We start from the raw sequence: 24588 nt of genomic DNA, 5'->3' as shown, positions 1-24588 counted from the left end.
CAGCCTCTTTTTATTTCAGTTATATCGTGATTAAACTTTTGCAAGTTCTTGTACGAGGTCGATGAGTTTGTTTGAATAACCCCACTCGTTGTCGTACCATGATACTACTTTCACGAAGCCGTCGTTCAAAGAGATACCAGCTTTCGCATCGAAGATAGATGTACGCGCATCGCCAAGGAAATCTTGTGATACAACTTCATCTTCAGTATATCCAAGGATACCTTTCAATTCACCTTCAGAAGCTTCTTTCATGGCAGCCTTGATAACATCATAAGATGCAGGCTTGGCAAGTCTTACAGTAAGATCAACAACAGATACGTCAGCAACCGGAACACGGAATGCCATACCTGTAAGTTTACCTTTCAATTCAGGGATAACAAGCGCTACTGCTTTCGCTGCACCTGTAGATGAAGGGATAATATTTTGGTAAGCACCACGACCACCTCTCCAGTCTTTTGCTGAAGGACCGTCCACTGTTTTCTGCGTTGCAGTAACCGCGTGGATAGTGCTCATCAAACCTTCTACAATACCGAACTTATCGTTCAATACTTTCGCGATTGGTGCGAGACAGTTTGTTGTACAAGATGCGTTAGAAACGATTGTATGCTGTGCTGTAAGTTTCTTATGGTTAACACCCATTACGAATGTTGGTGTGTCATCTTTTGCAGGCGCAGAGAAAACAACTTTCTTCGCACCAGCGGTGATGTGCTTCTGTCCATCAGCTTGTGTAAGGAATAAGCCTGTCGACTCGATAACGATCTCAGCACCAACTTCAGACCATTTCAAGTTTGCTGGATCTTTCTCAGCAGTAACACGGATCTTCTTACCATTTACGATAAGGTTACCATCTTTTACTTCTACTGTACCATCGAACTTGCCGTGGGTAGAGTCATACTTAAGCATGTAAGCCATGTAATCAGGCTCAACGAGGTCATTGATACCGACGATCTCAATATCTTTACGATTGATAGCAGCTCGGAATGCCAGACGGCCAATACGGCCAAAACCATTAATACCTACTTTGGTCATTTTCTATTGGGTTTAAAATACGAGATGCCAAAAATAGTAGACCTGTTGTCTAAAACCAATGAAATAAAATTGCGTTTTCTATTTTTTTTAACGCACCGGTTTGCAAATCATGTTACGAAGCCTATCTTTGCACCACTTTTTACGGAATTGCTAAAAGAACCGCTTAAGCTACGTAAGGAGACAACCTAAAACGGTCCGTTCGTCTAGGGGTTAGGACACCAGATTTTCATTCTGGTAACACGGGTTCGATTCCCGTACGGACTACGATAAAGCAGAAAAAGCCATGCAATGAATTGCGTGGCTTTTTCGCTTTATCGTCCTGAAGCGATCGCCGCCGGAGATCTGCTTCAGGAAAGTCAAGAAAACCAGATTTCATCGTTTCTACAAACTCACTATTATGATCATGAATTTCGCCCATGATTCATAATGCCTTTACCTTATTGCGTTTATATATTGTTTAGCCATAAGGACCATCTACTTTACACTGGATTCACTCGAACATCGGCCAACGAATCAAAGATCATAATGACGGGCGAACTAAGAATACTGCTCCGCGAGGACCACTGGTGTTAATCTTTTGTGAGTTTTACCTTTTGAAGTTGATGCACGAAAACGAGAACCATATTTTAAAACTTCAGGTGGTAAAGGCTGTTAACCTATGCGTAGAGAAACGCTGCTGAAATTTGGTTATCAAAGAACAGCTGGTATTGAAATTACAAGCGAGGATTCCTCACATTAGGCTTCAACGATATTCTAGTTATCTCCCTCAAGATCTCAATTAACTAGTTCGATATTCGTACCTCGGGACTACAAGAAAAGTAGCAATAGCAGAAGTGATCTTTCGGCTTTTTTTGTTTTCAGTCACCGTTGGGCGCATGATGAACTTAAATGAAATTCGTTCTCAGCATTAAAAAGCTTAAAAGCTTCAGCGATGTTCGTAGGCACGTGACCTTGCACTTCCGAAGGGGTTAATTTTTAACAGCCTTGTATAATAAAGAACGCAACGCCGTTCAATGTAGTCAATACGGTTCGCCTCAAATTTCAGCGATAAAAAAATGCAGATGTTTTTCTCGCAAGTCTTTCAAATCATCATACTACCCTTATATTTGCAGCCTCTTAGGAGGTACCCGCATAAAATACGAGAAGCCTCTGAATCAAGATTAACCTAAACGGTCCGTTCGTCTAGGGGTTAGGACACCAGATTTTCATTCTGGTAACACGGGTTCGATTCCCGTACGGACTACGAAAAAGCAGAAAAAGCCATGCAATGAATTGCGTGGCTTTTTAACTTTATCGTCCTGAAGCGATCGACGCAGGAGATCTGGTTCAGGAAAGTCAGGAAACTAGATTCCATCGTTTCTACGAACTCCCTATTATGAACGTGAGTTTCAACCCATGATTCATGATGCCTCTACCTTATTGCGTTTATATATTGTTTAGCCATAAGGACTATCTGCTTTACACCGGATTCACCTCGAACATCGGGCAACGAATCAAAGATCATAATGAAGGGCGAACTAAGAGTACTGCTCCGCGAAGACCGCTGGTGTTAATCTTTTGTGAGTTTTAGCTTTTTGAAGTCGACGCACGAAAACGAGAAACATATTTTAAAACTTCAGCTGGTAAAAAGGCTGTTAAACTTATGCTTAGAGAAACGCTGCTAAAATTTGGTTATCAAAGCACGGTTGGTATTGAAATTATAAGCGAGCATTCCTCCCATTAAGCTTCTACGATATTCTAGTTATCTCCCTCAAGATCTCAATAAAAAAGTTCGATATTCATACCCTCGGGATTACAAAAAAAAGAGCGAGTGTGAGGTCGAGAGCGAGCTGACTTGCCCTGTTTTTTTCTTCGCTCTCACACTGCATTCATCCCCTCTATTTCTCTCCGGTTGTTAGCAATTGATCGCCCCATTACGTTTGACTTTGAAAAACTTGATGTCTACAAAAAAGCTAAGATTTTTAATTCCAGTGTCAGAGATTTTATCAGGAACACAAGACTAAACAACACAATAGGGATCAGCTGAGAAGAGCTGCATTTAGCATCCCTTAAAACGATTCAGCAACCGAAAAATAGAAGTAGCCACCATCGCGACCGAACGCGTAATCGAAACGGATATTCAATCGTTCTGCAGGGTTTACCGCGAAACGAATTCCTGAGCCTACCGAATACTTTAGCGTAGCACCTTTAACATCGCTAACAGAATCGAAAACATCGCCAACACCGGCAAATCCTACCATGCCTAATCTCCAGAACAACGGAAGACGATATTCCAACTGGGTTCCAAAAAAATGGCGATCGCGATAACGATACTTCGGATATCCGCGCAAAATATCATCACCACCAACGACAGATAAATCCAGAAAAGGAACATCTCCGTAGCTCAAGCGCACTTTTGTTTGCAAACCGATTGACTGCCTATCCCCTATCGGCCAATGATGCTGATACAATCCATTGGCAACAAAAAATGAGAATGTACTTCCTACTGCCTTCGTATAAACATAGGTAGAGAGTTCCAACAGTTTCCCTGTGCGTGCATTGATCGCGTTATCTCTACTATCGTACACGCCAACCACACCAATAGCAGAGCCTATTCCGCCCTTGTAACCCGTCACCGTACCCTGCTCCAACACCCCTCCCTCTGTGTAACTAAAATTGTATTCGTACTCAAAGTGATAATCCAGTCCAACGAATAACGCGGGTTGTATTTTCTTCAATACCAGATTTTTTAAACTGATCAAACTATACTCATAACGTTCTTCATTCGATGCAGGGGTAGCGTTACCCACACCAAAAAAACGGTCGGGGAAATTCCGATAGCGCGCTTCGCCTTTCAATAAATAATTTTCGTTGCGTGTAAAAATATTCCACACGCCCCACACATCAAGTTGTTTATTCTGAGTGTAGTCAGCAAGAAATTGAACATACGACACACGCGTCAATTGCTCGTACTCATACTTGGGTGGAGTCTTAAAATAATAAACACCTGCCCCTCCAAATGCCCATCGCGTATCGGGCGTATAATAGACTAATGGCAGTACAAAAAATCCATTCTTCTCAACAGTCACCGTATCATCCATACGACTGAATCCAAACAACTTCTTTTTAGCCTGCGCAACGCACAGATTACAGAGCAACACGAGAATGAGACAAGAAAATACAGTACGAAATAAGAACAGCATGAACTCCTGCTTTAGTATGGCGATCGAAGTAGATCGTTAAACAATAATGCCAACGTTTTGTTTTCGATTAGCACCGTTAGCTAGCAAAAATACAACGTTTACACTAAATGATCCATCATAATCAAAGGCCGCACTATCATTTTGGGACGGTCCATCGTTATCTTTACTGAATACTCACGCAATAGAATCGCAGACGTTAGCGCGTTATGCAAAAACAAATTATCACAAGCATATGAATAAATTCGTTTGGTTAGGACTGGCTTTAATTTCAGGAATGGTTTTACCAATACAAGCATCTTTAAATGCAAAAGTCGGAAAGGTACTTGAAAGTGGCGTCGCTGCATCACTGCTCTCCTTTGTAGTAGGAGGCCTATCACTTGTCATGTACATCGTATTCTCCAGTGAGACGATCAATACACAAGCGTTTAAATCAATACCCGCACTAGGCTGGATTGCTGGACTACTCGGCGCATTCTACGTAACGATTGTTATCTTCACCATCCCACGCATAGGCCCCGCGTTGACGTTCAGCCTAATTGTCGCCGGACAAATGATTGTTGCGCTCATTCTTGAACATTTCAATCTGCTCGTGGCGCAGCAACACAGCATTAACCTACCGCGAATTCTCGGTATGTTACTCATTATCGGTGGCGTGATTCTGATCAGAAAATTCTGATTCGTTTACCCGTTAGCCGTTGAGCCCAATTGCCCGTAATCGACCATTTGTGTCTTGCATCGAACACGCGATCATCATCCGAGCCCGATAACGTATTGACCAGCAGCTACCTAACTTTTGGCTAAGTTTTAGCAATAGCACATTTGGTAAAGCTCCTCTTATGTTAAAAAATTATCTGATCGTTGCCTTTCGAAGCCTCTCGAAGAATAAGCACTACGTCATTATCAACACTGTTGGACTTGGAATTTCATTAGCGTGTTGCATTACAGCATATCTTCTCATCGCTTTCAACATGGAATTCAACAGTTTCCACAAGGCTGAAAAAACAGCAAACATTTTTGCTGTGCATACTCATTCTCATGAACGTGATGGTCGAGCAGTTATCGACAACACTGCACCAAATGCTATGGCGCCCATTGCGCTGGAAGAAATTGCAGGCATAAAAAGTTATACGCGATATCAAATTGGCGGGGGAGCTTTGCGGTATAAGGACAATGCCTTCAATCAGGCAATCGCATTCGCGGACAGCTCATTTTTTGAAATGTTTGATTTTCCACTTGAGAAAGGAAGCCATCGGTCGTTTCAAGAAAAAAACTCGATTTTCATTTCGGAGACATTGGCCAGAAAATATTTCGGCAATGAAGATCCAGTTGGTAAGATGATGACATTAAAGAGTATCAATGAATTTGAAATTGATGTTATCGTTGGTGGTGTTGTCAAAAAAGTGCCGTCTAACACCTCGTTCTACTTTGATGCAATCATGCGCATGGAACATTTTCTATCGCTCAACAAAGTCGCTGCTGATGATTGGGGCGATTGGCGCAACCCCTCTACTTTCTTTGCACTAACATCTGCCGACAACGCACCACAAGTAACGAAGTCGTTACAGAAGTACATTCCTACGCGTAATAAACTAAGAACCGAAATGGTTGTGGAATCTTATTCACTCGCACCATTCAAAGAAGTTATTTCACACGACAACATCCGAAACTCTTCTGTAGCCCTTGCCTTGGACCAAATTGCATTGACGGTTTTTATGGCAATGGCAGGATTAATTTTACTAATTGCCTGCTTTAACTTGACGAATACGTCGATTGCCATGACAACAAAGCGATTGAAGGAAGTTGGTGTCCGCAAAGCAATTGGCGCCGCACGACGACAAATCGTTTACCAATTTCTACTCGAAACTGTATTGACTGTAGTACTATCGATTTTAGTTGGACTTACCATCGCGCAATTTATCGTACCAATATTTGCTGCGATGTGGCACCTACCTTATGGCATGCAAGACCTCAACGGAATCAACCTCGTAATAGCCCTTACAATTTTGCTCTTCGTATGCGCTTTGATTGCCGGAATATATCCAGCATTATCGAGCAGTGGATTCAGACCAACGCAGTTGTTAAAAGGTAACATCAAAATCAATGGCACAAACATGCTGACCCGATCCTTGATTGCATTCCAATTCGCGCTATCGATTGTCGTGCTTGTCGGTGGTGTTACTTTTATTCGAAATGCAAAATTTCAAGAATCATTGGAATTTGGATACAACACCAATGGTATCATCACTGTGAGAACCTCGGGAGAAAAGGAATATGAAACATTCGCCTCAGCGATCGCCCCTAATTCTAAAATCCTAAGTGTGGGTATTGCCGATGGTAACCTCGGTACCAACAGTTACTCGACACCTATCAAGTCCGACACCTCTACTTATGATGTTCAGGCATTGGGCGTTGGCAAAAATTATCTAGAAACGATGGGATTAAAATTAGTCGCTGGACGATACTTCAATCTCGACAACCAATCGGATCAGGAAGAGGGTTTAATCGTGAACAAAGCGTTTTTGACGAAGGTGGGATTAGACGATCCGATCGAAAAAGTGATTTACTTGCACAACATGAAACACATCATCGTTGGTGTAGTGGAGAATCACATCGACAACCTTTACCGTGCACGCGAAGTCGAACCATTCATCTTTTACCCTGCAGGGAAACATCAGTACATGAACATGGTTGTGAAGGTTGACAAAGACAATGTAAAAGATATGCGCCAATACTTGGAAGGAAAGTGGAAAGAGACATTCCAAATCATTCCATTTGAGAGTTATACACAAGAAGAGCTCGTGCTTGGCGACAGCAAGAGTACAAATTCGAATCTACAGAAGATCCTAATTTTTATCACGGTTTTGGGTGGACTACTATCGCTCTCTGGAATTTTTGCGCTCGCCTCTCAAAACATCGCCAAACGCACGAAAGAAATTGGCATTCGAAAAACGCTTGGCGCGTCCGTGGGGAGCATTATTAATGCGATCAATAAGGAGTTTCTAATCATTCTTGTTATCGCCGCGATACTTGGATCTGTCGGAGGATACTTTCTCACAGAAATGATGTTAGGGTCAATCTATGCACTTCGCATTGATGTAGGCACTGTTCCTACAATACTGTGCGCGCTGACAATTTTCTTGATGGGAATGTTAACAACATGTTCAACGATTATGCGTGCCGCTAAAAGTAATCCGGTAAAAGCATTAAGATCTGAATAATATAAAAAAAATGGCGCTTCGAGTTTCATCTACAGTACAGACTCGAAGCGCGCTAACGAATCCGTATCATAGGCTAAAATGCTGCGACACTGCTCATTAACATTGATTCGCAAAACGCACCTAAACAGTATTCATCTTCAGCTCGATCTTGAACACGGTTCCCGAGTCAGGTTTGCTTTCTATTTTAATCCTTCCGCCCAAGGCTTCAACTTGTGTTCGAACCAGGAATAATCCAAGTCCCTTTCCTTCAACATGAAAATGAAAGCGTTTATACAAATTAAACACAGTACTCGCGTGACGTTCCAAATCAATACCTAAACCATTGTCGGTAACCGAGAGAAGGAATTGATGGCCGACCATCTTAGACTTCACAATAACGATAGGCTTCCTGTCTGGATGACGAAACTTAATCGCATTGCTAACCAAGTTAAAAAGTATACTCTCTATATACTGGCACAACGATACCACTACGGGCGCTTTGCTAAAGTCTGTAAGTACTTCTGCATCCGTTGTGAAAATTTCTTGCTCCAACATCGACGTCACCTTCTTCATCACTTCGTCTAACGTTATCTTGGTGTACACATCGGTATTCAACTTCTGTATACTTAAAATCATGGTTAGATCTTTGAATACATTGTCAAAGTCATTGGTCGATTTTACGATCAAATTGATCAGGTTAGCACGGTCTGACTCTTGATCTGAGTCTTTCAACAACCTTGAAAGACCAATCAATCGCGCCATGGGTGCCCTGAAATTATGCGAGATAATGTAACCAAACTGCTCCAACCTATTATTTTGCTCAATCAACTCGAGGTTAGTTTTACGAAGGTCGCGGTTTTGCTCACTTACTTCTTGCGTGAGCTCCTTATTCCGCTCCTGCATCATATTGTGTTGACGCTCGATGATCTGATATGCCTCAGTAAGCTTCTCCGTTCTTTCTTGCAAAGCATTGCGTTGCCGTTCAATTTCAACTTGGTGAAGATTCATTTGTTCATTGTGCGATACAATCTCTTCGTTTTGCGCTATGATCTCTTCGTTCTGTGCTAAAATTTCGTTCGTTCGCTCCTGCACTTGGTTCTCCAACTCTAGTTTTTGTCTCGACAAAACATCCGCTGTGTCTTGCCGTGCTGCCGCAAGCTGCGTTGATATTCGAATGGTCTTGTTGAATAGAAACATCATGTAAAGCAAGGCTGGCACCATGATAAAAAACAAGACGATCTGCAATACATATCCATTTCGAAGTGCTAATCGATAACGAGCGTGAGCTTGTTTGGCTATTGAATCTTCAAAACTGTTTACGTGATTCGTGAATCTGACATAAGACAAGTACGCGTAAAGGCCAAGATCTTTCTTAAGCATTGCGTTAAACTCACCGATCTTCTGTTGCTCCGCGAGAACGAGCATGCTGCGAATAGTGCCTATGTAAATATTGGTCGAATCCCTTAGCGTATTAAACGATTCCATTGGAAAATGCTGCTTCGCTAACGAAACTTCTAATCGCCGCAGTATCGTATCCATTTGCGCGAACCCTTTGAGAACAACATCATGCTGAACATCGGAAAATATCAATGCATAGCCCCGCAATCCCATATCGAGTTGATGAATGGTGCGAATAATATCGAGTGTATTTACTTTAATCCGCTCAGCCTCCTCCTGCTGTGCCTTGTTGTACTCAATCACCTTGTTATTTTGATACATCAAAATGATGTTGGCCAATAGCAGCGATAAAATCAAAACAAACAGAATATAGACGATATAACCTTCCACCTTTCTTGAAAAAGCGCCCAGGTTTAGTGACAATCTGCCGTCGAAAGGTTTCATGACCAATAAGGTAGCCAAAAACTTCCTCGCTGAAAAGCGTTGCAACGATGCTATTCCAAAAAATAAAAAAAGTCCAAGTCTTCCATCATCTGAAAAACTTGGACTAAAATTTAAATTATCGACACTGTTAGAATTTCTGCTTTACAGCATAGTCAACAGCACGTGCCGTTAATGCCATATAGGTCAGTGACGGATTTTGTGTCGAGGTCGACGTCATACAAGCACCGTCGGTCACAAATACATTTTTACATGCATGCAACTGATTCCATTTATTCAACAATGATGTTTTCGGATCATTCCCCATACGAACACCACCCATTTCATGAATATCCAAGCCTGGTGCCTGTTTACTATCGTGAGTTTTAACATTCTTAAACCCGGCTTTTTCAAACATTTCTGTCATCTGCTCAAGATAGTCTGCAACCATCTTGTCGTCATTTGTGTCGTAGTCTATATTGATTTTCAACAAAGGTATACCCCATGCATCTTTCTGATTAGCATCCAGCGACACAAAGTTGGTATCCTTCGGAATTGTTTCGCCCATCATGTGAGAGCCAACATGCCATCCGCCAAGAGTCGGCTTGAACAAGTTCGCTTTTAGATCCGCCCCCACACCTTCTGCATGGTGATTCACCCATCGGTTTGCATCAAAGCCCGCGGCATAGCCGCGCAAGAAATCCGTTTCTTGTTTTCTTACATTCCTAAAGCGCGGGATATAACATCCGTTGGGTCTATTCCCCGATTTTGTAAAGTTTTCAAAGCCTTCAACTTCTGCAGAAACACGTGCGCGATAATTATGAAAAGCTACATACTTTCCTAATAAACCGTTGTCGTTTCCTAACCCAGCAGGGAAACGATTCGACGTAGAGTTAAGCAAGATCAGGTTAGTATTCAGCGCCGCCGCATTTACAAAGATCACGTTGGCAAAATATTCGATCGACTCTTTTGTCTCCGTATCAATCACGCGCACGCCAACGGCCTTCCCTTTCTTGTCGTCATAAATAATTGAATGCACAACTGAATTGGGTCTCAATGTAACGTTGCCAGTTTTTAGCGCCCATGGAATGGTTGAAGCGTTGCTGCTGAAATATCCACCAAATGGACAACCACGTTGACACAAATTACGATGCTGGCATTTCACACGCCCTTGTTGAATGTGAATATCTTTAGGCTCGGTGATGTGTGCGCATCTTCCGATGATAATGTGACGATCATTGTATAGTTCAGCAACCTTCGCTTGAAAGTATTGTTCTACTTTAGTCATCTCCATCGGTGGCAAAAATTCACCGTCCGGAAGTTCTGCAAGGCCATCCTTATTACCCGATATGCCTGCGAACTTTTCAACATAGCTATACCATGGCGCAATGTCTTTATAGCGAATAGGCCAATCAACAGCGAAACCGTCGCGTGCAGGTCCTTCGAAATCAAATTCGCTCCAGCGTTGAGTTTGCCTAGCCCATAACAACGATTTCCCGCCTACTTGGTATCCACGTATCCAATCGAATGGCTTGTCTTGAACATAAGGATGCTCTTTGTCCTTCACAAAAAAATGTGCTGCATCTTCATTGAACGCATAACACTTACTCACAATAGGATTCTCTTGCTTTACATCGCGTGGCATTTCACCGTAATGCTCGAATTCCCACGGGCGTTTATTCGTTGTTGGATAATCGACGTTATGCTTCACATCGCGTCCGCGCTCTAGCACGAGGGTTTTAAATCCCTTCTCACCAAACTCTTTCGCTGCCCATCCACCGCTAATACCTGATCCGATTACGATCGCATCAAAAGTATTTTTATCCTTTGCATCTATATTTAAGTTCATCCTAAAATTACCTTTAAGTCGTTGGGATCTTTAATTTCAACTACACCTGTAAAGTGCCCTGGAATCATATTGTAGTGATACACATTAGTCATCACAGATTCAGTACCTACAAATCCACGAATGGTATGACGACGGAATTGTTGATAGAAGTCACCAACATTTTTTTCGGTGATTTTTCCATCGTTCATTTCTTGTAGTAAGGTCTGAAGATCTGCGGCACTGCACTCGGCGATGGTTTTACCAAAACGATCGTCAGCAATTGTGGTGAGGTGATCAAGACCTGCAAGAAACTTCTTCTGATCTTCTTCTGAAGTACAATCGTCCACCATCCGCCACACGTAGCTTTGCACGTCAAGTTCCTTCGCTCCAGGAGTATCTGTTTTAGGAATAAGTGCGTCGACTAATGCGGTTACTGAATTTTGATGATGCCCAGTAATTTTAAGTTTGTGGAGGGAAATGGTCGCCTCTTGGGCCGTCTCTTTCCCTGTGCAGTGCGGCAATACTACTGCCGCTCCTGCCAGCAGCCCCAACTGTTTGAGGAGCATTCTTCTTTTCATAGAGATCGTTTTTGTGGTTCTTTACCGACAATTCACACTGCCGATGGTTATTCGAAATTAATCATCTCTCATTTCACGACAGCGTTTTTTGAAAGAAAATATGTCCCAAAATACAATGGTAATCATACATCGATCGAAAAATGACCCGAATCCATCAAAATTACGGACTGTAGTAAAAGGATTTAGCACTATTGGTGCAACCGCTTGCCACCAGGCACAATTTACTGAGGTTTTAACTCGCCCATCTCTCCATAACTTTTCAGCAACACATTTGCCGGGTTATCCGCCACTAACTTCACGTCTAACAAATACTGGAGCCCATTTTTAGCATCGAATTTCTGCTGAAACTTTTTGTAGCCATTGAGCATAAAGAGGATAGTCAATTGTCCCTTAGGAACGTCAATGGTATAACTGCCGTCTTGTTTTGTAACAGTGCCGTGTGATGTCCCCTTCACGATTATATTCACGCCGGGTACAGGCTTATCGTTCTCATCATTTACAAATCCGCTCACGGGAACATCTTGTCCAAAAGCTGCAGCCGCTAATAAAAGCATGGGAATAAAAACCGACAATACTCTTTTCATAAACTTTCCAATTTGGATATCACAAAAAATCTATTCAACCAAGCTTACTTCAACAAATCCCGGACTTCCATAATTGCAAATCCAAGAAGGTTCTCCCCTTTCCATTGGTGCGGATTTTCAGCGCCTTTCGCGTCTTGACTCAAACCAATTCCCCAGATGCTGTCCACCGGACTTGCCTCCACGATAATTCGATCTTGTGTAGTTAAAAGATAATCCTTCAACTTTGCATCCTGTTGGAATTTGTAAAGGTTACCCCGTTTTACGATGTCGAATTTTGAGGCATCCCATTGCTGAGTGTCAAAGTTCCGAATTTGCCGACCTAATTCTTTCACCTCGCCGGGTTTATCCGAACGAACAATTTTTTCAAAGCAAGCATCATCATCAAACAACTTTGCTTTCTGCGCCATTATCCAATGCTCCGCTGTCTTGTAGGATACTCCATCGACAACAAACAGAGATGGATACCACTGACTAAACACAAATTGCCCTAACGCCTTCCCTTTCTGAGTATGTCCCCAGAAGAAAATGAACTTGAGCGTTTCACCGCTATCGTATTTTGTTTTAACCCAAGCTAAATCGTAATGTATCATATTATTTCTCTACGAGCCGCTGCTACTGACAACGTTTTTTTTTAATTACACAAAGCAGAATTTCAGCCCCGAAGGCATCAAAATCAATTCGCGTGTTCAATGTTGCATTCTGGTTATGATAGCATGCAAAGTAATTGTAATACTCTTGGGTAGCGACATTTTCCCACGGATAAGTAATCTTCTGGTGATGATCGTGCACGCCTACCTGATCCACGGTTACACCAAGCATATGAATGGCGTTGCCACAACTAAGTTGATCCAACAATTCATCGACACGATGTACTACATAATGATCCCATATATGCTTTACGATCTCAGCGTATTGCTCAAATGTATTACTTCCTAGTCCAAAAAAACTTTTAAACATCAACTTCAACTCTTCACCAGAGCGCATTTTTACCGAGATATTAAATTGTCTACCCACGGTAAAACGATACCAAACAATCCAATCGTTGGAATGCTTATAATCAACGATATCGTCTTGGAAATATTTCACCATCGTTTTTCCAATCAGGTCACCACCCTCAAATTCGATATAACTTTCAGTCAAAATCAGCTTGCGCTTACGATCAAACCACGACAACTTGATGTGATACTCTTTCATCGTTCGTTATCAATTTTTACCCTTAATTTCGAAATGTCCGCCATTGGGATGACGACCCCGACAATCGCAAGTCGCAAAATCATTGCTTTCTTTCCACACTAATGCCTTGCGATTACTTTCGTGCCATCCTCTCAGCGCTTTCTGAAACCTCAATCGTCGTTTCAAATTCCGGATCGTGTTCCAATAAACACAATACCCGCAGCCCTTTTCGTCAAATGAAACACCAAGTAAATCGAACGTAGGAACGCCATGAATTATTTCTTGAAGCGCAACGTAGGCTACATCACCGACTGTATAATGTCCGCCGAAATTTGGAACAAATACATTCGTTTGAGTCGTATCTGAAACTCGGTCGATGAGTGCCGATATAACGGCCTGCTTACCGGAGACTACGCGCCAAAAAATTCCGTCGCCGCATCCCACAGAAAGTACTTCAGCAGGAATACGGTCACAGATATAAGGCATATCCCGAACGAAGACAAGACTATCAACGGCAGTAGTGTTTCGCTGCGCCAACGTCATGTCAGGAGAAAACCAGAACACGACGATCAACATCCATGCATACCGTGGCATTAAATAAACTGACAATTCCATGATCAACCAATTTGCACTATATTTTTAAAAGAATCCAGCATAACAATATTTATCATTCGCCGCTATCTTTAACATATGGTTGACACTGCCCTTGCTTCCCTTTTTGCACATTTCGAACAATACATTAAACTATCAACATCATTACGCGATGCGCTAGCAGAACGTATGCACCTTGTAACGTTTAAGAAGGGGGATCTAATTCACAACGCCGACACGATTTGTAAAGAAAGCTACTTTATTCAGAAAGGGATACTAAGGACTTACTTTCTGAAAGATGGAAAAGAAATTACGGAATATTTTGTGAGCGAGAATGAGTGGGTAAACTCGCCGCGGAGCATGATCCAACAGAAGGTTGACATCTATTTCATTGATGCCCTCGAAGATACCATCGCCTTTAAATTAAAGATCCACCACCTTGGCTACCTCTTCGATAATTTCCCGGAAATGGAGCGATATGCTCGACTATCGATGGGAAGCCTATTTGGTCATTTCATGGAACGTATTACCTCACTCAGGTTTACAACTGCGAAAGAAAAGTACGACCATTTTCTTACCGTTTACGGCGACCTATATCCACGCTTACCCCTTGGAATGGTCGCATCCTATCTCGGCATTACACAAGAAACATTGAGTCGCCTACGCGCAGAACGATAACTTTTTGATCTGGATCAAAAATCAACTCCAACACTTTTTGCTGCTTTGTATCATCAAAAACAAAGCAACACATGAAACGGATTAGCTTAATTTTAGCGGGCTTTTTATATGCATCGTCATTGTACGCACAGATTGTTCTGCCGACACAAAACACCGAAAGCAAACTTTATCTTGGCGCAGGTAAAAAGCAAGCATTAGTTGTCGGATTGGGTGGTTCCGAAGGTGGCAACGCATGGGCTAGTGATCACTGGAAAAAAACGCGAGACCAATTTATACAGCGCGGCTATGCTTTTCTTGCGATCGGGTATTTCGCCGCGCCCGGCGCCCCAGATACTTTAGATCAAATTGCGCTAGAAGACATTTACAACAGCATAAAAATTGCAACGCGACACAAACAAATCGATGGAACACGCATCGCCATCGTGGGTGGGTCTCGTGGCGGAGATCTCGCGTTACTGATCGCGAGTTACTATTCAGAAATCAAATGCGTGGTGGCGATCGTTCCTAGCCACGTCACTTTCCCAGGACACACCATGCACTTCACAACTTCTTGCTGGACCTACAACGGGAAGCAACTCCCTTTCGTTCCTGTTAATGAAAAAGCTGTGCCTGCGCTACTACAACGTAATTTAAGAGGCGCATTTGAAGCCATGCTTGAGGATAAAGTCGCTGAACAAAGCGCTTGCATTGACGTTCAAAAAATCAAGGGACCTATTTTACTTCTGTCAGCGACGAAAGACGAAATCGCGCCAACTACACCAATGTGCGACAAGATGATCGACAGGCTTAAAAATCACGACTTCAAATTTCCCTACGAACATATCGCCATCGACGGTGGCCACAGTGAACCATTGAAACACTTCGATAAAATATTTGGATTCCTGGAAAAGAACTTCAAGCCTTAGAACTTTTTAATGCTCTGTCACATCATGATGATGATTTTCAAATCATTTTAGTTCCCATCAGCGTCGCACCGCCTGCGACGCTGATATTTTCGTCGTACGCGATTTGCACGACTTTCTTAATAGAAAGATAATATTCCATTCCGGAAGTCTACATATCAAACAGCTACCTTCACGTCGACTTTTTAGCATCTACGCGAAGTTTTTTAGCACACCCTGATCATGTTCAAGATCTTTGAATTCAATTCGATTCGTAGTCGGATGGTTACCGGCTTTCTTTTCCTCACATTCTTGATTTTAATCCTCGCCGTAGTTTCCCTCTTTATCATCGAACGCATTACCGAAGCCGCACGCGTAAACAGCGCCATCAGTCAGCTCGAAACACATACTTTAAACTTAATCAAATCAGATAACGATTTCTTCGATCAGGAAACAATCAACCGCGACTATTTTAAGAATCACCAAAGTTCGTTCCTCATCACACACGATACCCTGGTTAAAAGCATCACTAGCAGGATATCATTGATCATAGACAAGGAACGATCTTCAAATGTCGACCTCACGAATAGTCTGCAACAAATTGACTCGACCCTAAAAGCATACGATCTCCGATTTCGCCGAATCGAGAATCTTTTGTTTCAACGGGGGTTCATGGACTACGGTGTTGAAGGTGCAATGCGATACCACGCCCATGCCCTCGAAGAAGCAATAAAAGAAACAGATAAAGCGGACCTGTTGTATCTGCGGAGACATGAGAAAGACTTTCTACTCAGGAATGACACGTTGTATGTGAACTTCTTTTTAGACCGCGTGGAGTTATTGTTCGCCAAACTAACAGAAACTAAGAATAACGACGAGGTCTTAAACCATCTTCATGCATATGAAAGCCTCTTCCTGGAACTCGCCACGTTACAACAATCCATTGGTCCGAACAGTAAAACGGGTTTACGCAGCGAACTCAACACACTTGCGAATCAACTCGCAGAACAGTATTACGCACTCTCTGCATATTCCTATTCTAGAACAGAATTTGCCTACCACAACCTCAGAATATTCTACATTATTTTACTCGCCGCAGCCTTACTATTTTCCATTATCTCCGCTTATTGGATATCTAAAAAACTATCAGAACCAATCACCAGGCTCTCCAGTGTCATTCAAGACGCGGTATTCTTTCGCAACACGATGGAAATAGATTTACGCTTAAACAAAGCAGCCATCGAAATATCTTCCTTGGCAGGAGCATTCAACCAATTATTGAATCAAGCAAAAACGCAAATGCTTCGTATTAAGACAAAGTCGACATTGCTCAAGCAAAAAAACCGAGAACTTAAAAAGCTAAATCGAGAACTCGACAATTTTCTCTATAGCACAGCGCACGATCTCCGTTCGCCATTAAGCTCGTTACTCGGCTTGATCAATATCATGCGTTACGAGAACAAACAACCAGACTTAGAAGATCACCTCGATATGATGGAAAAAAGTGTACAACGATCAGAGAACTTTATTTCACAAATCGTAAGCTATTCCAAGAATAAGCGCATGGACCAAGTTTTCGAACTGATCGATTTAGAATTTATCATTAATCACATTCTCGAAGACCACCGTTTTGTACACGGTGCCAATCGTATCAGTAAAATGATCACCATTAATAACAAAATACCTTTCTATTCAGACAGAAACCGTGTGATTATTCTTTTTACAAACTTGATTTCGAATGCCATCAAATACGCTGATCTAGAAAAGCCGTCGCCTTACATCAGGGTAATTATAAATATCAACGAAGACGCAGCAGATATTCAATTCTCCGACAACGGACTGGGTATTCGCAAAGAACACCTCCCAAACATATTCAAGATGTTCTACCGTGCGCATGATCTATCCAAGGGATCCGGTCTCGGGCTGTTTATCTTTAAGGAAACGATCACGAGGATGAATGGACACGTGACGGTTGAATCGACAGAAAAGATTGGAACAAAGTTTACGATTAATCTACCGAATCATTGCCAAGCGGAAGTTTCGATAAAGCAACATCTCGTTGCCCAGTAGATGACATTCAATAAGGTGCAAAACACCTACTGCACTAAGTCGACGTTATAAAACCCGCCACGATTTTCCTTTCGTTGAATCGACTGTCTGATAATCAAAAATGCAATGGTGATCAAGTTTCTAAGCTCACAAAGCTGAGGTGACAACACCGCCTTGTCATAAAGCTTTTCCGTTTCGTGATACATCAAGTCGACGCGTTTTAGAGAACGTTCCAAACGTTCATTGGAACGCACAATAGCAACGTAGTCACTCATCAATGAGCGTAGTTCCTTTTGATTGTGTGTGATCAAAATCTGCTCACGCGGCACGAGTGTCCCAACGGCGTCCCAATCCGGAATGTCTGTCGCCATCTCTATTGACGCTATCCTGTCCTTAATGTCTTTGTAACAACGATCAGCATACACAATTGCTTCTAACAGTGAGTTTGAGGCAAGTCTATTCGCACCATGCAGCCCCGTTCTTGCACACTCTCCACAAGCATACAAGTTATTTAACGTTGTCCGTCCAGCTTTGTCAACTTCAATACCGCCGCATTGATAATGCGCTGCCGGCGCTACAGGAATTAATTGCTTTGTGATGTCAATTCCTTTCTCCAGGCACTTCTCATAAATATTTGGAAATTTGGCAATCAGTTCATCTTTATTTAAGTGTGTACAATCGAGAAATACACATTCATTTCCGGAGGTAATCAGTTCGTTGTCGATAGCTTGCGCAACGATATCCCTAGACGCCAATTCTGCGCGTTCATCATATCGAAACATAAAACGCTCGCCTGACTTATTACGAAGGTAAGCACCGAATCCTCGAATTGCCTCCGTGATTAGAAACGCCGGATTATCATCTACTGAATAAAAAGCAGTCGGATGAAATTGAATAAATTCCATCTCTTTCACACTGGCCATGGCGCGATAAGCCATCGCCACGCCATCGCCTGTCGCTATGGTCGGGTTCGTTGTTGTTCGATAAACTTGACCGCAGCCACCAGTCGCGAGCACTGTCACCTTCGAAAGAAACTTTTCGATCTTACAGGTTTGTTGATCCATCACATAAGCACCATAACACGTGATGCCGGGTTGAGGCCTAACGATCTTTTGCTTGAATTGGTGCTCGGTAATAAGATCAAGAGAAAAGTGATGGGGCAACACCTTAATGTTTGGCAATCTACTAACATGATGCAGAAGACTTTTTTCTATTTGCCACCCCGTGATGTCTTTGTAATGGATAATGCGTTCTGCTGTATGACCACCTTCCCTTCCGAGCGCGAGATTTCCAGCGTCATCTACATCGAACGAAACACCCCAGCTCATGATCTCTTCCAATCGCTGTGGTCCTTCCTTGATAACCGACTCTACGATGTCGCGATCGCATAGTCCGTCACCCGCGCGCAACGTATCCGCTATGTGTTTGTCGAACGAATCTTTCAACTCGTCAAGGACGACAGCAATTCCACCTTGAGCATACTTCGTATTGGATTCACTATCACCAGACTTAGTGATGATCGTTACCGTTAATTCTGGAAAACTTGTCGCCATTTTAATGGCAAATGAAAGACCGGCAATTCCTGAACCGATCACCAATACGTCTGTTTGCGGCATAGATTAGCTTTTGGAAATCTCCAGCATGCGCTGAATAGGAAGAAGTGCCTTGCGCTGAATAGCTTCGTCTACATGAATCTCCGGCGATTCGTAACGTAAACACAAATACAATTTCTGCATGGTGTTCAGGCGCATAAAGGCGCACTCACTACACGCACACGTATTATCTTCATGACTTGGCGCAGGGATGAATGATTTCTGAGGTGCCTCCTTCAGCATCTGATGAAGAATGCCGGCCTCGGTAGCAACAATATATTCTTGGCTAGAATCGTTCTTCACAAAATTGATCATGCCTGTTGTCGACCCGATGTAATGCGCAACCTTCAGCAAGTGATCTTCGGACTCAGGATGCGCGATAATTTTTGCAGTCGGGTGTTGCTTATGGAGTTCTAAAAGTTTGTCGATTGCGAACGCTTCGTGAACGATGCAAGCACCCTCCCATAACAACATGTCGCGACCAGTTTTCTTAATCAAATAGCGTCCGAGATTTTTATCTGGTGCGAAAATGATTGGTTTGTCTAATGGAACAGAATTGACAATCTTTTCAGCATTTGCAGACGTACAAATGATGTCACTCATCGCTTTAATTTCTGCGCTACAATTTATGTAGGTGATAACGACATGATCCGGATGCGCTTCACGAAATGCTCTGAATGCATTTGGCTCTGCCGATTCGGCGAGAGAACATCCCGCTTTAAGATCAGGGATTACAACCTTCTTCGATGGGTTTAGAATCTTCGCGGTCTCTCCCATGAAATGGACACCCGCGAAAACAATCAGATCTGCTGTGGTCGACGCGGCTTGCTGCGACAAACCTAAACTATCACCGACGTAATCAGCGATGTCTTGAATGTCACCCGTTTGATAATAATGCGCGAGAATAACCGCGTTCTTCTCTTTTCTTAGGCGATTTATTTCAGCGACCACGTCGAGTCCTGAGGGAATAGGAATATCCAAATAGCCCTTCTGGATGAGCTTACTGGCTGCTTTTGCTTCGATTTCGTTCAGTACCATTCGCGTTTATATCGATTCAGTTAATTCGATGTCAAGCAGTTACGTCCACTTCAAACATCTACAACGCACAAAGTACGGCAAATCGAAAGCAACGCGCAAGCCTTTCAAAAAAGGGATAGAAAAGTGCAAGAATGTTGAGCTCAACGGGAACTTTCCGGCGGCAATCATCAACGATCATTGCACTTTCCTTTCCTATCGCGCGCTATTCTTTAATGAACTTCTTCACCACTTTCCCACCACCCTGTTGAATGCTGATGAAGTAGAGCCCATTGGCAAGATTTGATATATCGATGGGATTATGATGATCCTTAATTGTACGGACTGGTGTGCCATCTGCCGCCGTGATCTGAAAAGGACCACGCTGAAAAGATGGCGACGTTTCGATCGTGAGCAAGGAACTTGTACGCGTTGGAAAAACACTGAATACATTTATACGCTCGTTGTCTGCGCTTAGCTCCTCCGTTGCCTCACGCGACACGGTGTTACCCGTGCGATAAAGAAACACACAATTCATCATCGACACACCACTTGCTGTCTCCCATGAGGTCAGAAATCCGTCTGGCGTTCTTCGCCACCACTGCGCCCACATCAATCCTTTAGAATTTCGATAACGCCAGGCTTCTTTCGCATTGTAATCTAGCCAAGCACCATAAGATGAAACACGATTTTGATCCTTCACAAATTTGCAAACCCACCGCGCAAAAATACTCTTGAATCCCGGACAATCATCACTACCACAATACTCATCAGGAAGAAGTCCCTGCGCATTTGACATCACGTTCTTTGCGTAGTCCGTTGCCTTGACTGCCAGCGCGATCCAATTTTCACTCGCAAAATACTTCTGTAATTCACTTGCCGCGCCTATAAAACATCCTTGGGTATAGGTTCGTGAGCCTTCTGTAATCACACCAGCCGCGTTTATCGCACCTTTCACTTCACCTGTATTCGCATCGTAAAGACGTGACTTCATCCAGTTCATGATCATCCTCGCTTTTGTTCGATAGGATGTATCGCCTGTAGCATAGTAGATCAGCATGGCACAAATTGCTGCCGGCGCATTGACACAAGCATTCTTCGAGGTTTTATCCGTTGTCCACCATATGCCACCACCAAGTGCCGTGTCCCATCCTCTGTTCCACACCAGATTAAAATTATTGATCGCCATGTCTTTCATCGCACCGTCATTAAAAATTGCAAATGAACGAATGGCCATCAATGCTCCCCAAATGATGTCGTCGTTGTAAATGTTGTTGGGCCATGTGGTTCCATAACCATCGCGAATGCCCATGATACAGGTAGCGAATCTTATTTTTGAAATCGGCATCGTTATTCGTCTGATAAGCGTCGATCAATGTTTCTATGGCTTCGATTTCGCGCCAGAAATCTTGCCGAGAGTGTCTATTCGTATTCGCGTAATACATCGCCTTAAACGAATTGCCATAGGTTCCATATTGATTGTAGAACTCATTGTTAAAACACTGCATCGCCACTTTCGCTTCGTCGCGTGTGAATTGTGCGAACACGTCGCGATGTGTCATCATCAGTAAGATGCACAAAAGGACAGAAGTCAATTTTGTTTTCATAGTTTATTAGGTTGGTGTAGTAAAAAAAGAACATAGCAATTTCATGATGCTGCTATTGAGCAACGTCAACGAAATCTACTTTCGTAGCCAGTAAATAAGGGCTAAGTATTTTTTAGACAGGGAGGTTGGTGAAGGGACTCGAAAGCCCCTAAACCAATTACCAAATAAACCCAGAACAATTTCTTACGCTACCAACAACGAAGGGTTCGTCTTAAAGGTATGCCATAGGAACTCCCCAAATATGGTATTTGCCCACGCAAACCACTTGCGTGTATACTTCTTATCGTCATCTTTATGAAAGGCTTCATGCATAAAGCCTGTGCCGCCATGTGTACGTTTCAACATTTGAACGCACTGCTTGATCTCCTGCTCATTCGTACTGGTCAATCCGCGTATAATAATGCTCAATGGCCAAATCATATCGATACCTACGTGAGGACCGCCAATACCTTCACCTGCTTTGCCTTTGAAGAAGAATGGATTGTTTTCTGACAACAAATACTTTCTCGTGTTCTGGTAAATCGGATCGTCAACTTTTACAGCACTCAGATACGGCAACGCCAATAAGCTTGGCACATTCGCGTCATCCATTAAGTTAAAGCTTCCGAAACCATTTACTTCGTACGCATAGACCTTTCCATAGGTAGGATGATCGATGATCGCATGCGCTTTAAGGGCCGCTTCTACTTCTTGTGCAAGTGCAGCAAGAGAAGTTGAGAGTGATGAATCATTCGAAATAGCCTTCACCATTTCGCTGGCTTGTTTTAAACTAACAACTGCAAAAAAGTTCGCAGGAATAAGGAAAGGGTAAATTGTTGCGTCGTCACTCGGGCGGAACATCGAGCAAATCAATCCCACTGGCTTCACAGGATAACCATAACCTCCGAGCGGTACCCCATCCGTTGCCCAAGCCGTGTTACGTTGGAATGTATAAGGACCTTGGCCGTCCTTGCGTTGTTGCTCCTTGAATACACGGAGTGTTGTCTCTATTGCTTTCTTCCATTCGCCATCGAAAGGTGTGCGATCATTCGTCTCTTTCCAATAGTGATACGCCAAACGAATGGGATAACATAACGAGTCGATCTCCCACTTACGCTCATGTATACCAGGCTTCATGTCAGTGACATCATTTTTCCATTCGCCTTGCTTAGATTCGTCGTCGTAAAACGCATTTGCATAAGGATCTTTGAGAATGCATTTTGTTTGACGGTTGATCATCCCAGCAATTAAGTTTTGTAACCCTGCATCAGATTTCATCATCGGCAAATACGGCCACATCTGAGCGGTACTGTCACGAAGCCACATGGCATCGATGTCGCCGGTGATCACATACGTATCCGGTTTGGCACCTTTCGCTTTTACGAATACCGTTGTATCTAATGTATTCGGGAAACAGTTTTCAAAAAGCCAGCCAAGCTCCTGATCTTTCACTTTGCTCTTAAACTCCACAATTGCCTTTTCAACCGCAGGACTTGAAAAATTTCTTGAGCCCACCGCTGGTCTTTGCGATACATAGTTGTCGCCAAATCCGAAGGCCTGGATGTTTGTGAACAGCAACCCGGTGCTAATCACTCCTGCTTGTTTTAAAAATTCGTTACGATTCATTTAGTCAAGATAGTTTTTACTTTCCAAAACTGCCATAGCTTCCATCAACATACAACCGCTAAGTTGTGGATTGAGGTAGCCTGTAGCGCCTGGCAATGTAGTCCAGTTGGAATTAAAAATCACTTTACCGTGGTCCGTGCCTTTTAGCCAAAGTGTTTCGGCATTGTTTCGCAGGTAATTAACATATTTCTCTCGCGCAGACGAACCCACGCCACTGTTTTGCAACAACAGACACAAGTAGCGTACACCAATGCCGTTGAAAAGACCTCCATCGCCATTATCTCCTGGTCGCATAATTCCTCCCGGTGACATCACGACATCAGCAATCATGTTGTTGGCTGTCTTGATGGCATCTTGGAGATACACAGATTGTTTTGTTATTGCATACAATTCCAAGCCGGCACCAATAAAAGTACCTTGATTATAAGCAAACCTCCATCCTGGATCTTTTTGTACTTGACCATCTCCATTGCTGTTCATCCCGTCGTACACCAGACCTGTTGCAGGTTCAACCAATTTACTTTTTTGCCAAGCGTAAATCTTTTTCGCCCAGTCAAGATCATCTTGTAAACCTCTTTCGCGGTAAAGTCGTGCGGCTAAAATACAAGCTGGCGCATTTGCCGGCGTATTCTTATAGTACAACTGATCTTTCTTCCAAGCAATGCCGCCGTCCATCGTTTCGTTCCAACCTGTTTTGATATCTTCCCAAACAATGAGTGTTTCGTCCAACCACTTGTCATCTTTAGTGGCTTTGTATGCCCGTAGCATGGCCAACGCATTCCACTCCATGTCATCATAGAAATGATTTGTGAATCGATTTCCGTTCTTGATCTTCACACCTACAAACCAGTCGTCCATATATGTCTTATAGTTTGCATCATTGGTTCGAATGTATGCGTCTATCAAAACATCTAATGCATGTGCCTGTGGCCAGTAATTGAAGTTACCATCGCTTGGGCTCGCATTGCTGTAAAATTTCTCGCCATGCCAAAAGTTTTGATTCAGCCCCATGCTTGTTGCACTGTCTGCAATAGCATCCCACTCGAACACGTACTCAGGTTCTTCTACTGCAGGCTGTGGCTTGTCTTCGTCATATTGAAGACACGACAGGCAAATCAGCGTGCCGAGAAATATCGTACTACTTATTTTTAGTTTCATGATCTTCTAATCAGTCAGTTAATT

General features: G+C 42.9%; 21 protein-coding genes and 2 tRNA genes. 8 read left to right on the top strand and 15 right to left on the bottom strand.

Annotated elements, in window-relative coordinates; translation table 11 throughout:
- Positions 1 to 30: 30 nt before the first annotated feature.
- Entirely contained in the window at positions 31 to 1029 is a 999-nt protein-coding gene (gene gap, locus DQQ10_RS20275) for a type I glyceraldehyde-3-phosphate dehydrogenase (protein ID WP_112748751.1), read from the bottom strand.
- A 192-nt stretch (positions 1030 to 1221) separates the two neighbouring features.
- Between gap and DQQ10_RS20270 the strand changes: the two genes are divergently transcribed.
- The 3 genes from DQQ10_RS20270 to DQQ10_RS28440 all read left to right on the top strand — a co-directional run bounded on the left by DQQ10_RS20270 (position 1222) and on the right by DQQ10_RS28440 (position 2599).
- A tRNA-Glu gene (locus tag DQQ10_RS20270) sits at positions 1222 to 1293 on the top strand.
- 907 nt (positions 1294 to 2200) lie between these two features.
- Positions 2201 to 2272 (top strand) — tRNA-Glu (locus tag DQQ10_RS20265).
- Positions 2273 to 2431: 159 nt separating this feature from the next.
- Positions 2432 to 2599: a GIY-YIG nuclease family protein gene (locus tag DQQ10_RS28440; protein ID WP_221409761.1), complete on the top strand. Its 168-nt coding sequence runs from the start codon at positions 2432 to 2434 to the stop codon at positions 2597 to 2599.
- Positions 2600 to 3077: 478 nt separating this feature from the next.
- Here the strand turns inward: DQQ10_RS28440 and DQQ10_RS20255 are convergent, their stop codons facing one another.
- Positions 3078 to 4211, bottom strand: a complete 1134-nt coding sequence (locus DQQ10_RS20255) for a BamA/TamA family outer membrane protein (protein WP_112748750.1) — start codon at positions 4209 to 4211, stop codon at positions 3078 to 3080.
- A 232-nt stretch (positions 4212 to 4443) separates the two neighbouring features.
- Here DQQ10_RS20255 and DQQ10_RS20250 point away from each other — a divergent pair, with 232 nt between their 5' ends.
- A complete protein-coding gene (locus DQQ10_RS20250) occupies positions 4444 to 4887 on the top strand; it encodes a DMT family transporter (protein WP_112748749.1) in 444 nt (147 codons plus the stop codon).
- Positions 4888 to 5047: 160 nt separating this feature from the next.
- Positions 5048 to 7429: an ABC transporter permease gene (locus tag DQQ10_RS20245; RefSeq protein WP_112748748.1), complete on the top strand. Its 2382-nt coding sequence runs from the start codon at positions 5048 to 5050 to the stop codon at positions 7427 to 7429.
- Positions 7430 to 7549: 120 nt separating this feature from the next.
- Here DQQ10_RS20245 and DQQ10_RS20240 read toward each other — a convergent pair whose 3' ends face one another.
- From DQQ10_RS20240 to DQQ10_RS20210, 7 genes are all read right to left on the bottom strand, one after another.
- The gene (locus DQQ10_RS20240; protein ID WP_112748747.1) at positions 7550 to 9250 is read right to left on the bottom strand and encodes a sensor histidine kinase; all 1701 of its coding nucleotides are present in this window, start codon (positions 9248 to 9250) and stop codon (positions 7550 to 7552) included.
- A gap of 127 nt (positions 9251 to 9377) precedes the next feature.
- Positions 9378 to 11075: a GMC oxidoreductase gene (locus DQQ10_RS20235; RefSeq protein WP_112748746.1), complete on the bottom strand. Its 1698-nt coding sequence runs from the start codon at positions 11073 to 11075 to the stop codon at positions 9378 to 9380.
- On the bottom strand, positions 11072 to 11632 hold the full coding sequence (locus DQQ10_RS20230; protein WP_112748745.1) for a gluconate 2-dehydrogenase subunit 3 family protein: 561 nt from the start codon (positions 11630 to 11632) through the stop codon (positions 11072 to 11074). The genes DQQ10_RS20235 and DQQ10_RS20230 overlap by 4 nt, the downstream gene beginning before the upstream one ends.
- A 221-nt stretch (positions 11633 to 11853) precedes the next feature.
- A complete protein-coding gene (locus DQQ10_RS20225) occupies positions 11854 to 12216 on the bottom strand; it encodes a carboxypeptidase-like regulatory domain-containing protein (protein ID WP_112748744.1) in 363 nt (120 codons plus the stop codon).
- 44 nt (positions 12217 to 12260) lie between these two features.
- A complete protein-coding gene (locus DQQ10_RS20220; protein ID WP_112748743.1) occupies positions 12261 to 12806 on the bottom strand; it encodes an NADAR family protein in 546 nt (181 codons plus the stop codon).
- 22 nt (positions 12807 to 12828) lie between these two features.
- Positions 12829 to 13410, bottom strand: coding sequence for a hypothetical protein (locus tag DQQ10_RS20215; protein ID WP_112748742.1), 582 nt, complete (start codon positions 13408 to 13410; stop codon positions 12829 to 12831).
- A 9-nt stretch (positions 13411 to 13419) separates the two neighbouring features.
- Positions 13420 to 14004: a hypothetical protein gene (locus DQQ10_RS20210; RefSeq protein WP_112748741.1), complete on the bottom strand. Its 585-nt coding sequence runs from the start codon at positions 14002 to 14004 to the stop codon at positions 13420 to 13422.
- Positions 14005 to 14079: 75 nt separating this feature from the next.
- Here DQQ10_RS20210 and DQQ10_RS20205 point away from each other — a divergent pair, with 75 nt between their 5' ends.
- The 3 genes from DQQ10_RS20205 to DQQ10_RS20195 all read left to right on the top strand — a co-directional run bounded on the left by DQQ10_RS20205 (position 14080) and on the right by DQQ10_RS20195 (position 17609).
- The gene (locus DQQ10_RS20205) at positions 14080 to 14658 is read left to right on the top strand and encodes a Crp/Fnr family transcriptional regulator (protein WP_112748740.1); all 579 of its coding nucleotides are present in this window, start codon (positions 14080 to 14082) and stop codon (positions 14656 to 14658) included.
- 71 nt (positions 14659 to 14729) lie between these two features.
- Complete coding sequence (locus DQQ10_RS20200; RefSeq protein ID WP_112748739.1) at positions 14730 to 15563, top strand: acyl-CoA thioester hydrolase/BAAT C-terminal domain-containing protein; 834 nt, start codon at positions 14730 to 14732, stop codon at positions 15561 to 15563.
- 219 nt (positions 15564 to 15782) lie between these two features.
- Complete coding sequence (locus tag DQQ10_RS20195; RefSeq protein WP_112748738.1) at positions 15783 to 17609, top strand: sensor histidine kinase; 1827 nt, start codon at positions 15783 to 15785, stop codon at positions 17607 to 17609.
- A 26-nt stretch (positions 17610 to 17635) separates the two neighbouring features.
- Here the strand turns inward: DQQ10_RS20195 and nadB are convergent, their stop codons facing one another.
- The 6 genes from nadB to DQQ10_RS20170 form a co-directional block, all read right to left on the bottom strand.
- Positions 17636 to 19204, bottom strand: coding sequence for an L-aspartate oxidase (gene nadB, locus DQQ10_RS20190; protein WP_112748737.1), 1569 nt, complete (start codon positions 19202 to 19204; stop codon positions 17636 to 17638).
- Positions 19205 to 19207: 3 nt separating this feature from the next.
- Complete coding sequence (nadA, locus tag DQQ10_RS20185; protein ID WP_112748736.1) at positions 19208 to 20218, bottom strand: quinolinate synthase NadA; 1011 nt, start codon at positions 20216 to 20218, stop codon at positions 19208 to 19210.
- Positions 20219 to 20420: 202 nt separating this feature from the next.
- Positions 20421 to 21506, bottom strand: a complete 1086-nt coding sequence (locus DQQ10_RS28135) for a glycoside hydrolase family 76 protein (protein WP_221409760.1) — start codon at positions 21504 to 21506, stop codon at positions 20421 to 20423.
- Complete coding sequence (locus DQQ10_RS28130) at positions 21403 to 21801, bottom strand: hypothetical protein (RefSeq protein ID WP_221409759.1); 399 nt, start codon at positions 21799 to 21801, stop codon at positions 21403 to 21405. The genes DQQ10_RS28135 and DQQ10_RS28130 overlap by 104 nt, the downstream gene beginning before the upstream one ends.
- A gap of 183 nt (positions 21802 to 21984) precedes the next feature.
- Positions 21985 to 23406: a glycoside hydrolase family 125 protein gene (locus tag DQQ10_RS20175; RefSeq protein WP_112748735.1), complete on the bottom strand. Its 1422-nt coding sequence runs from the start codon at positions 23404 to 23406 to the stop codon at positions 21985 to 21987.
- Complete coding sequence (locus DQQ10_RS20170; protein WP_112748734.1) at positions 23407 to 24564, bottom strand: glycoside hydrolase family 76 protein; 1158 nt, start codon at positions 24562 to 24564, stop codon at positions 23407 to 23409.
- Positions 24565 to 24588 lie beyond the last annotated feature (24 nt).

The sequence above is a fragment of the Pseudochryseolinea flava genome (genome assembly GCF_003286915.1).
In the GTDB taxonomy this organism is placed as follows: Bacteria; Bacteroidota; Bacteroidia; order Cytophagales; family Cyclobacteriaceae; genus Ohtaekwangia; species Ohtaekwangia flava.
This window is presented reverse-complemented; position numbering and strand designations above follow the sequence as displayed.

Bases quoted from the DNA above. Each gene is read 5' to 3' on its own strand.
- gap (WP_112748751.1), bottom strand. From the start codon at position 1,029: ATGACCAAAGTAGGTATTAATGGTTTTGGCCGTATTGGCCGTCTGGCA.
- DQQ10_RS28440 (WP_221409761.1), top strand. From the start codon at position 2,432: ATGATGCCTCTACCTTATTGCGTTTATATATTGTTTAGCCATAAGGAC.
- DQQ10_RS20255 (WP_112748750.1), bottom strand. From the start codon at position 4,211: ATGCTGTTCTTATTTCGTACTGTATTTTCTTGTCTCATTCTCGTGTTG.
- DQQ10_RS20250 (WP_112748749.1), top strand. From the start codon at position 4,444: ATGAATAAATTCGTTTGGTTAGGACTGGCTTTAATTTCAGGAATGGTT.
- DQQ10_RS20245 (WP_112748748.1), top strand. From the start codon at position 5,048: ATGTTAAAAAATTATCTGATCGTTGCCTTTCGAAGCCTCTCGAAGAAT.
- DQQ10_RS20240 (WP_112748747.1), bottom strand. From the start codon at position 9,250: ATGAAACCTTTCGACGGCAGATTGTCACTAAACCTGGGCGCTTTTTCA.
- DQQ10_RS20235 (WP_112748746.1), bottom strand. From the start codon at position 11,075: ATGAACTTAAATATAGATGCAAAGGATAAAAATACTTTTGATGCGATC.
- DQQ10_RS20230 (WP_112748745.1), bottom strand. From the start codon at position 11,632: ATGAAAAGAAGAATGCTCCTCAAACAGTTGGGGCTGCTGGCAGGAGCG.
- DQQ10_RS20225 (WP_112748744.1), bottom strand. From the start codon at position 12,216: ATGAAAAGAGTATTGTCGGTTTTTATTCCCATGCTTTTATTAGCGGCT.
- DQQ10_RS20220 (WP_112748743.1), bottom strand. From the start codon at position 12,806: ATGATACATTACGATTTAGCTTGGGTTAAAACAAAATACGATAGCGGT.
- DQQ10_RS20215 (WP_112748742.1), bottom strand. From the start codon at position 13,410: ATGAAAGAGTATCACATCAAGTTGTCGTGGTTTGATCGTAAGCGCAAG.
- DQQ10_RS20210 (WP_112748741.1), bottom strand. From the start codon at position 14,004: ATGGAATTGTCAGTTTATTTAATGCCACGGTATGCATGGATGTTGATC.
- DQQ10_RS20205 (WP_112748740.1), top strand. From the start codon at position 14,080: ATGGTTGACACTGCCCTTGCTTCCCTTTTTGCACATTTCGAACAATAC.
- DQQ10_RS20200 (WP_112748739.1), top strand. From the start codon at position 14,730: ATGAAACGGATTAGCTTAATTTTAGCGGGCTTTTTATATGCATCGTCA.
- DQQ10_RS20195 (WP_112748738.1), top strand. From the start codon at position 15,783: ATGTTCAAGATCTTTGAATTCAATTCGATTCGTAGTCGGATGGTTACC.
- nadB (WP_112748737.1), bottom strand. From the start codon at position 19,204: ATGCCGCAAACAGACGTATTGGTGATCGGTTCAGGAATTGCCGGTCTT.
- nadA (WP_112748736.1), bottom strand. From the start codon at position 20,218: ATGGTACTGAACGAAATCGAAGCAAAAGCAGCCAGTAAGCTCATCCAG.
- DQQ10_RS28135 (WP_221409760.1), bottom strand. From the start codon at position 21,506: ATGGGCATTCGCGATGGTTATGGAACCACATGGCCCAACAACATTTAC.
- DQQ10_RS28130 (WP_221409759.1), bottom strand. From the start codon at position 21,801: ATGAAAACAAAATTGACTTCTGTCCTTTTGTGCATCTTACTGATGATG.
- DQQ10_RS20175 (WP_112748735.1), bottom strand. From the start codon at position 23,406: ATGAATCGTAACGAATTTTTAAAACAAGCAGGAGTGATTAGCACCGGG.
- DQQ10_RS20170 (WP_112748734.1), bottom strand. From the start codon at position 24,564: ATGAAACTAAAAATAAGTAGTACGATATTTCTCGGCACGCTGATTTGC.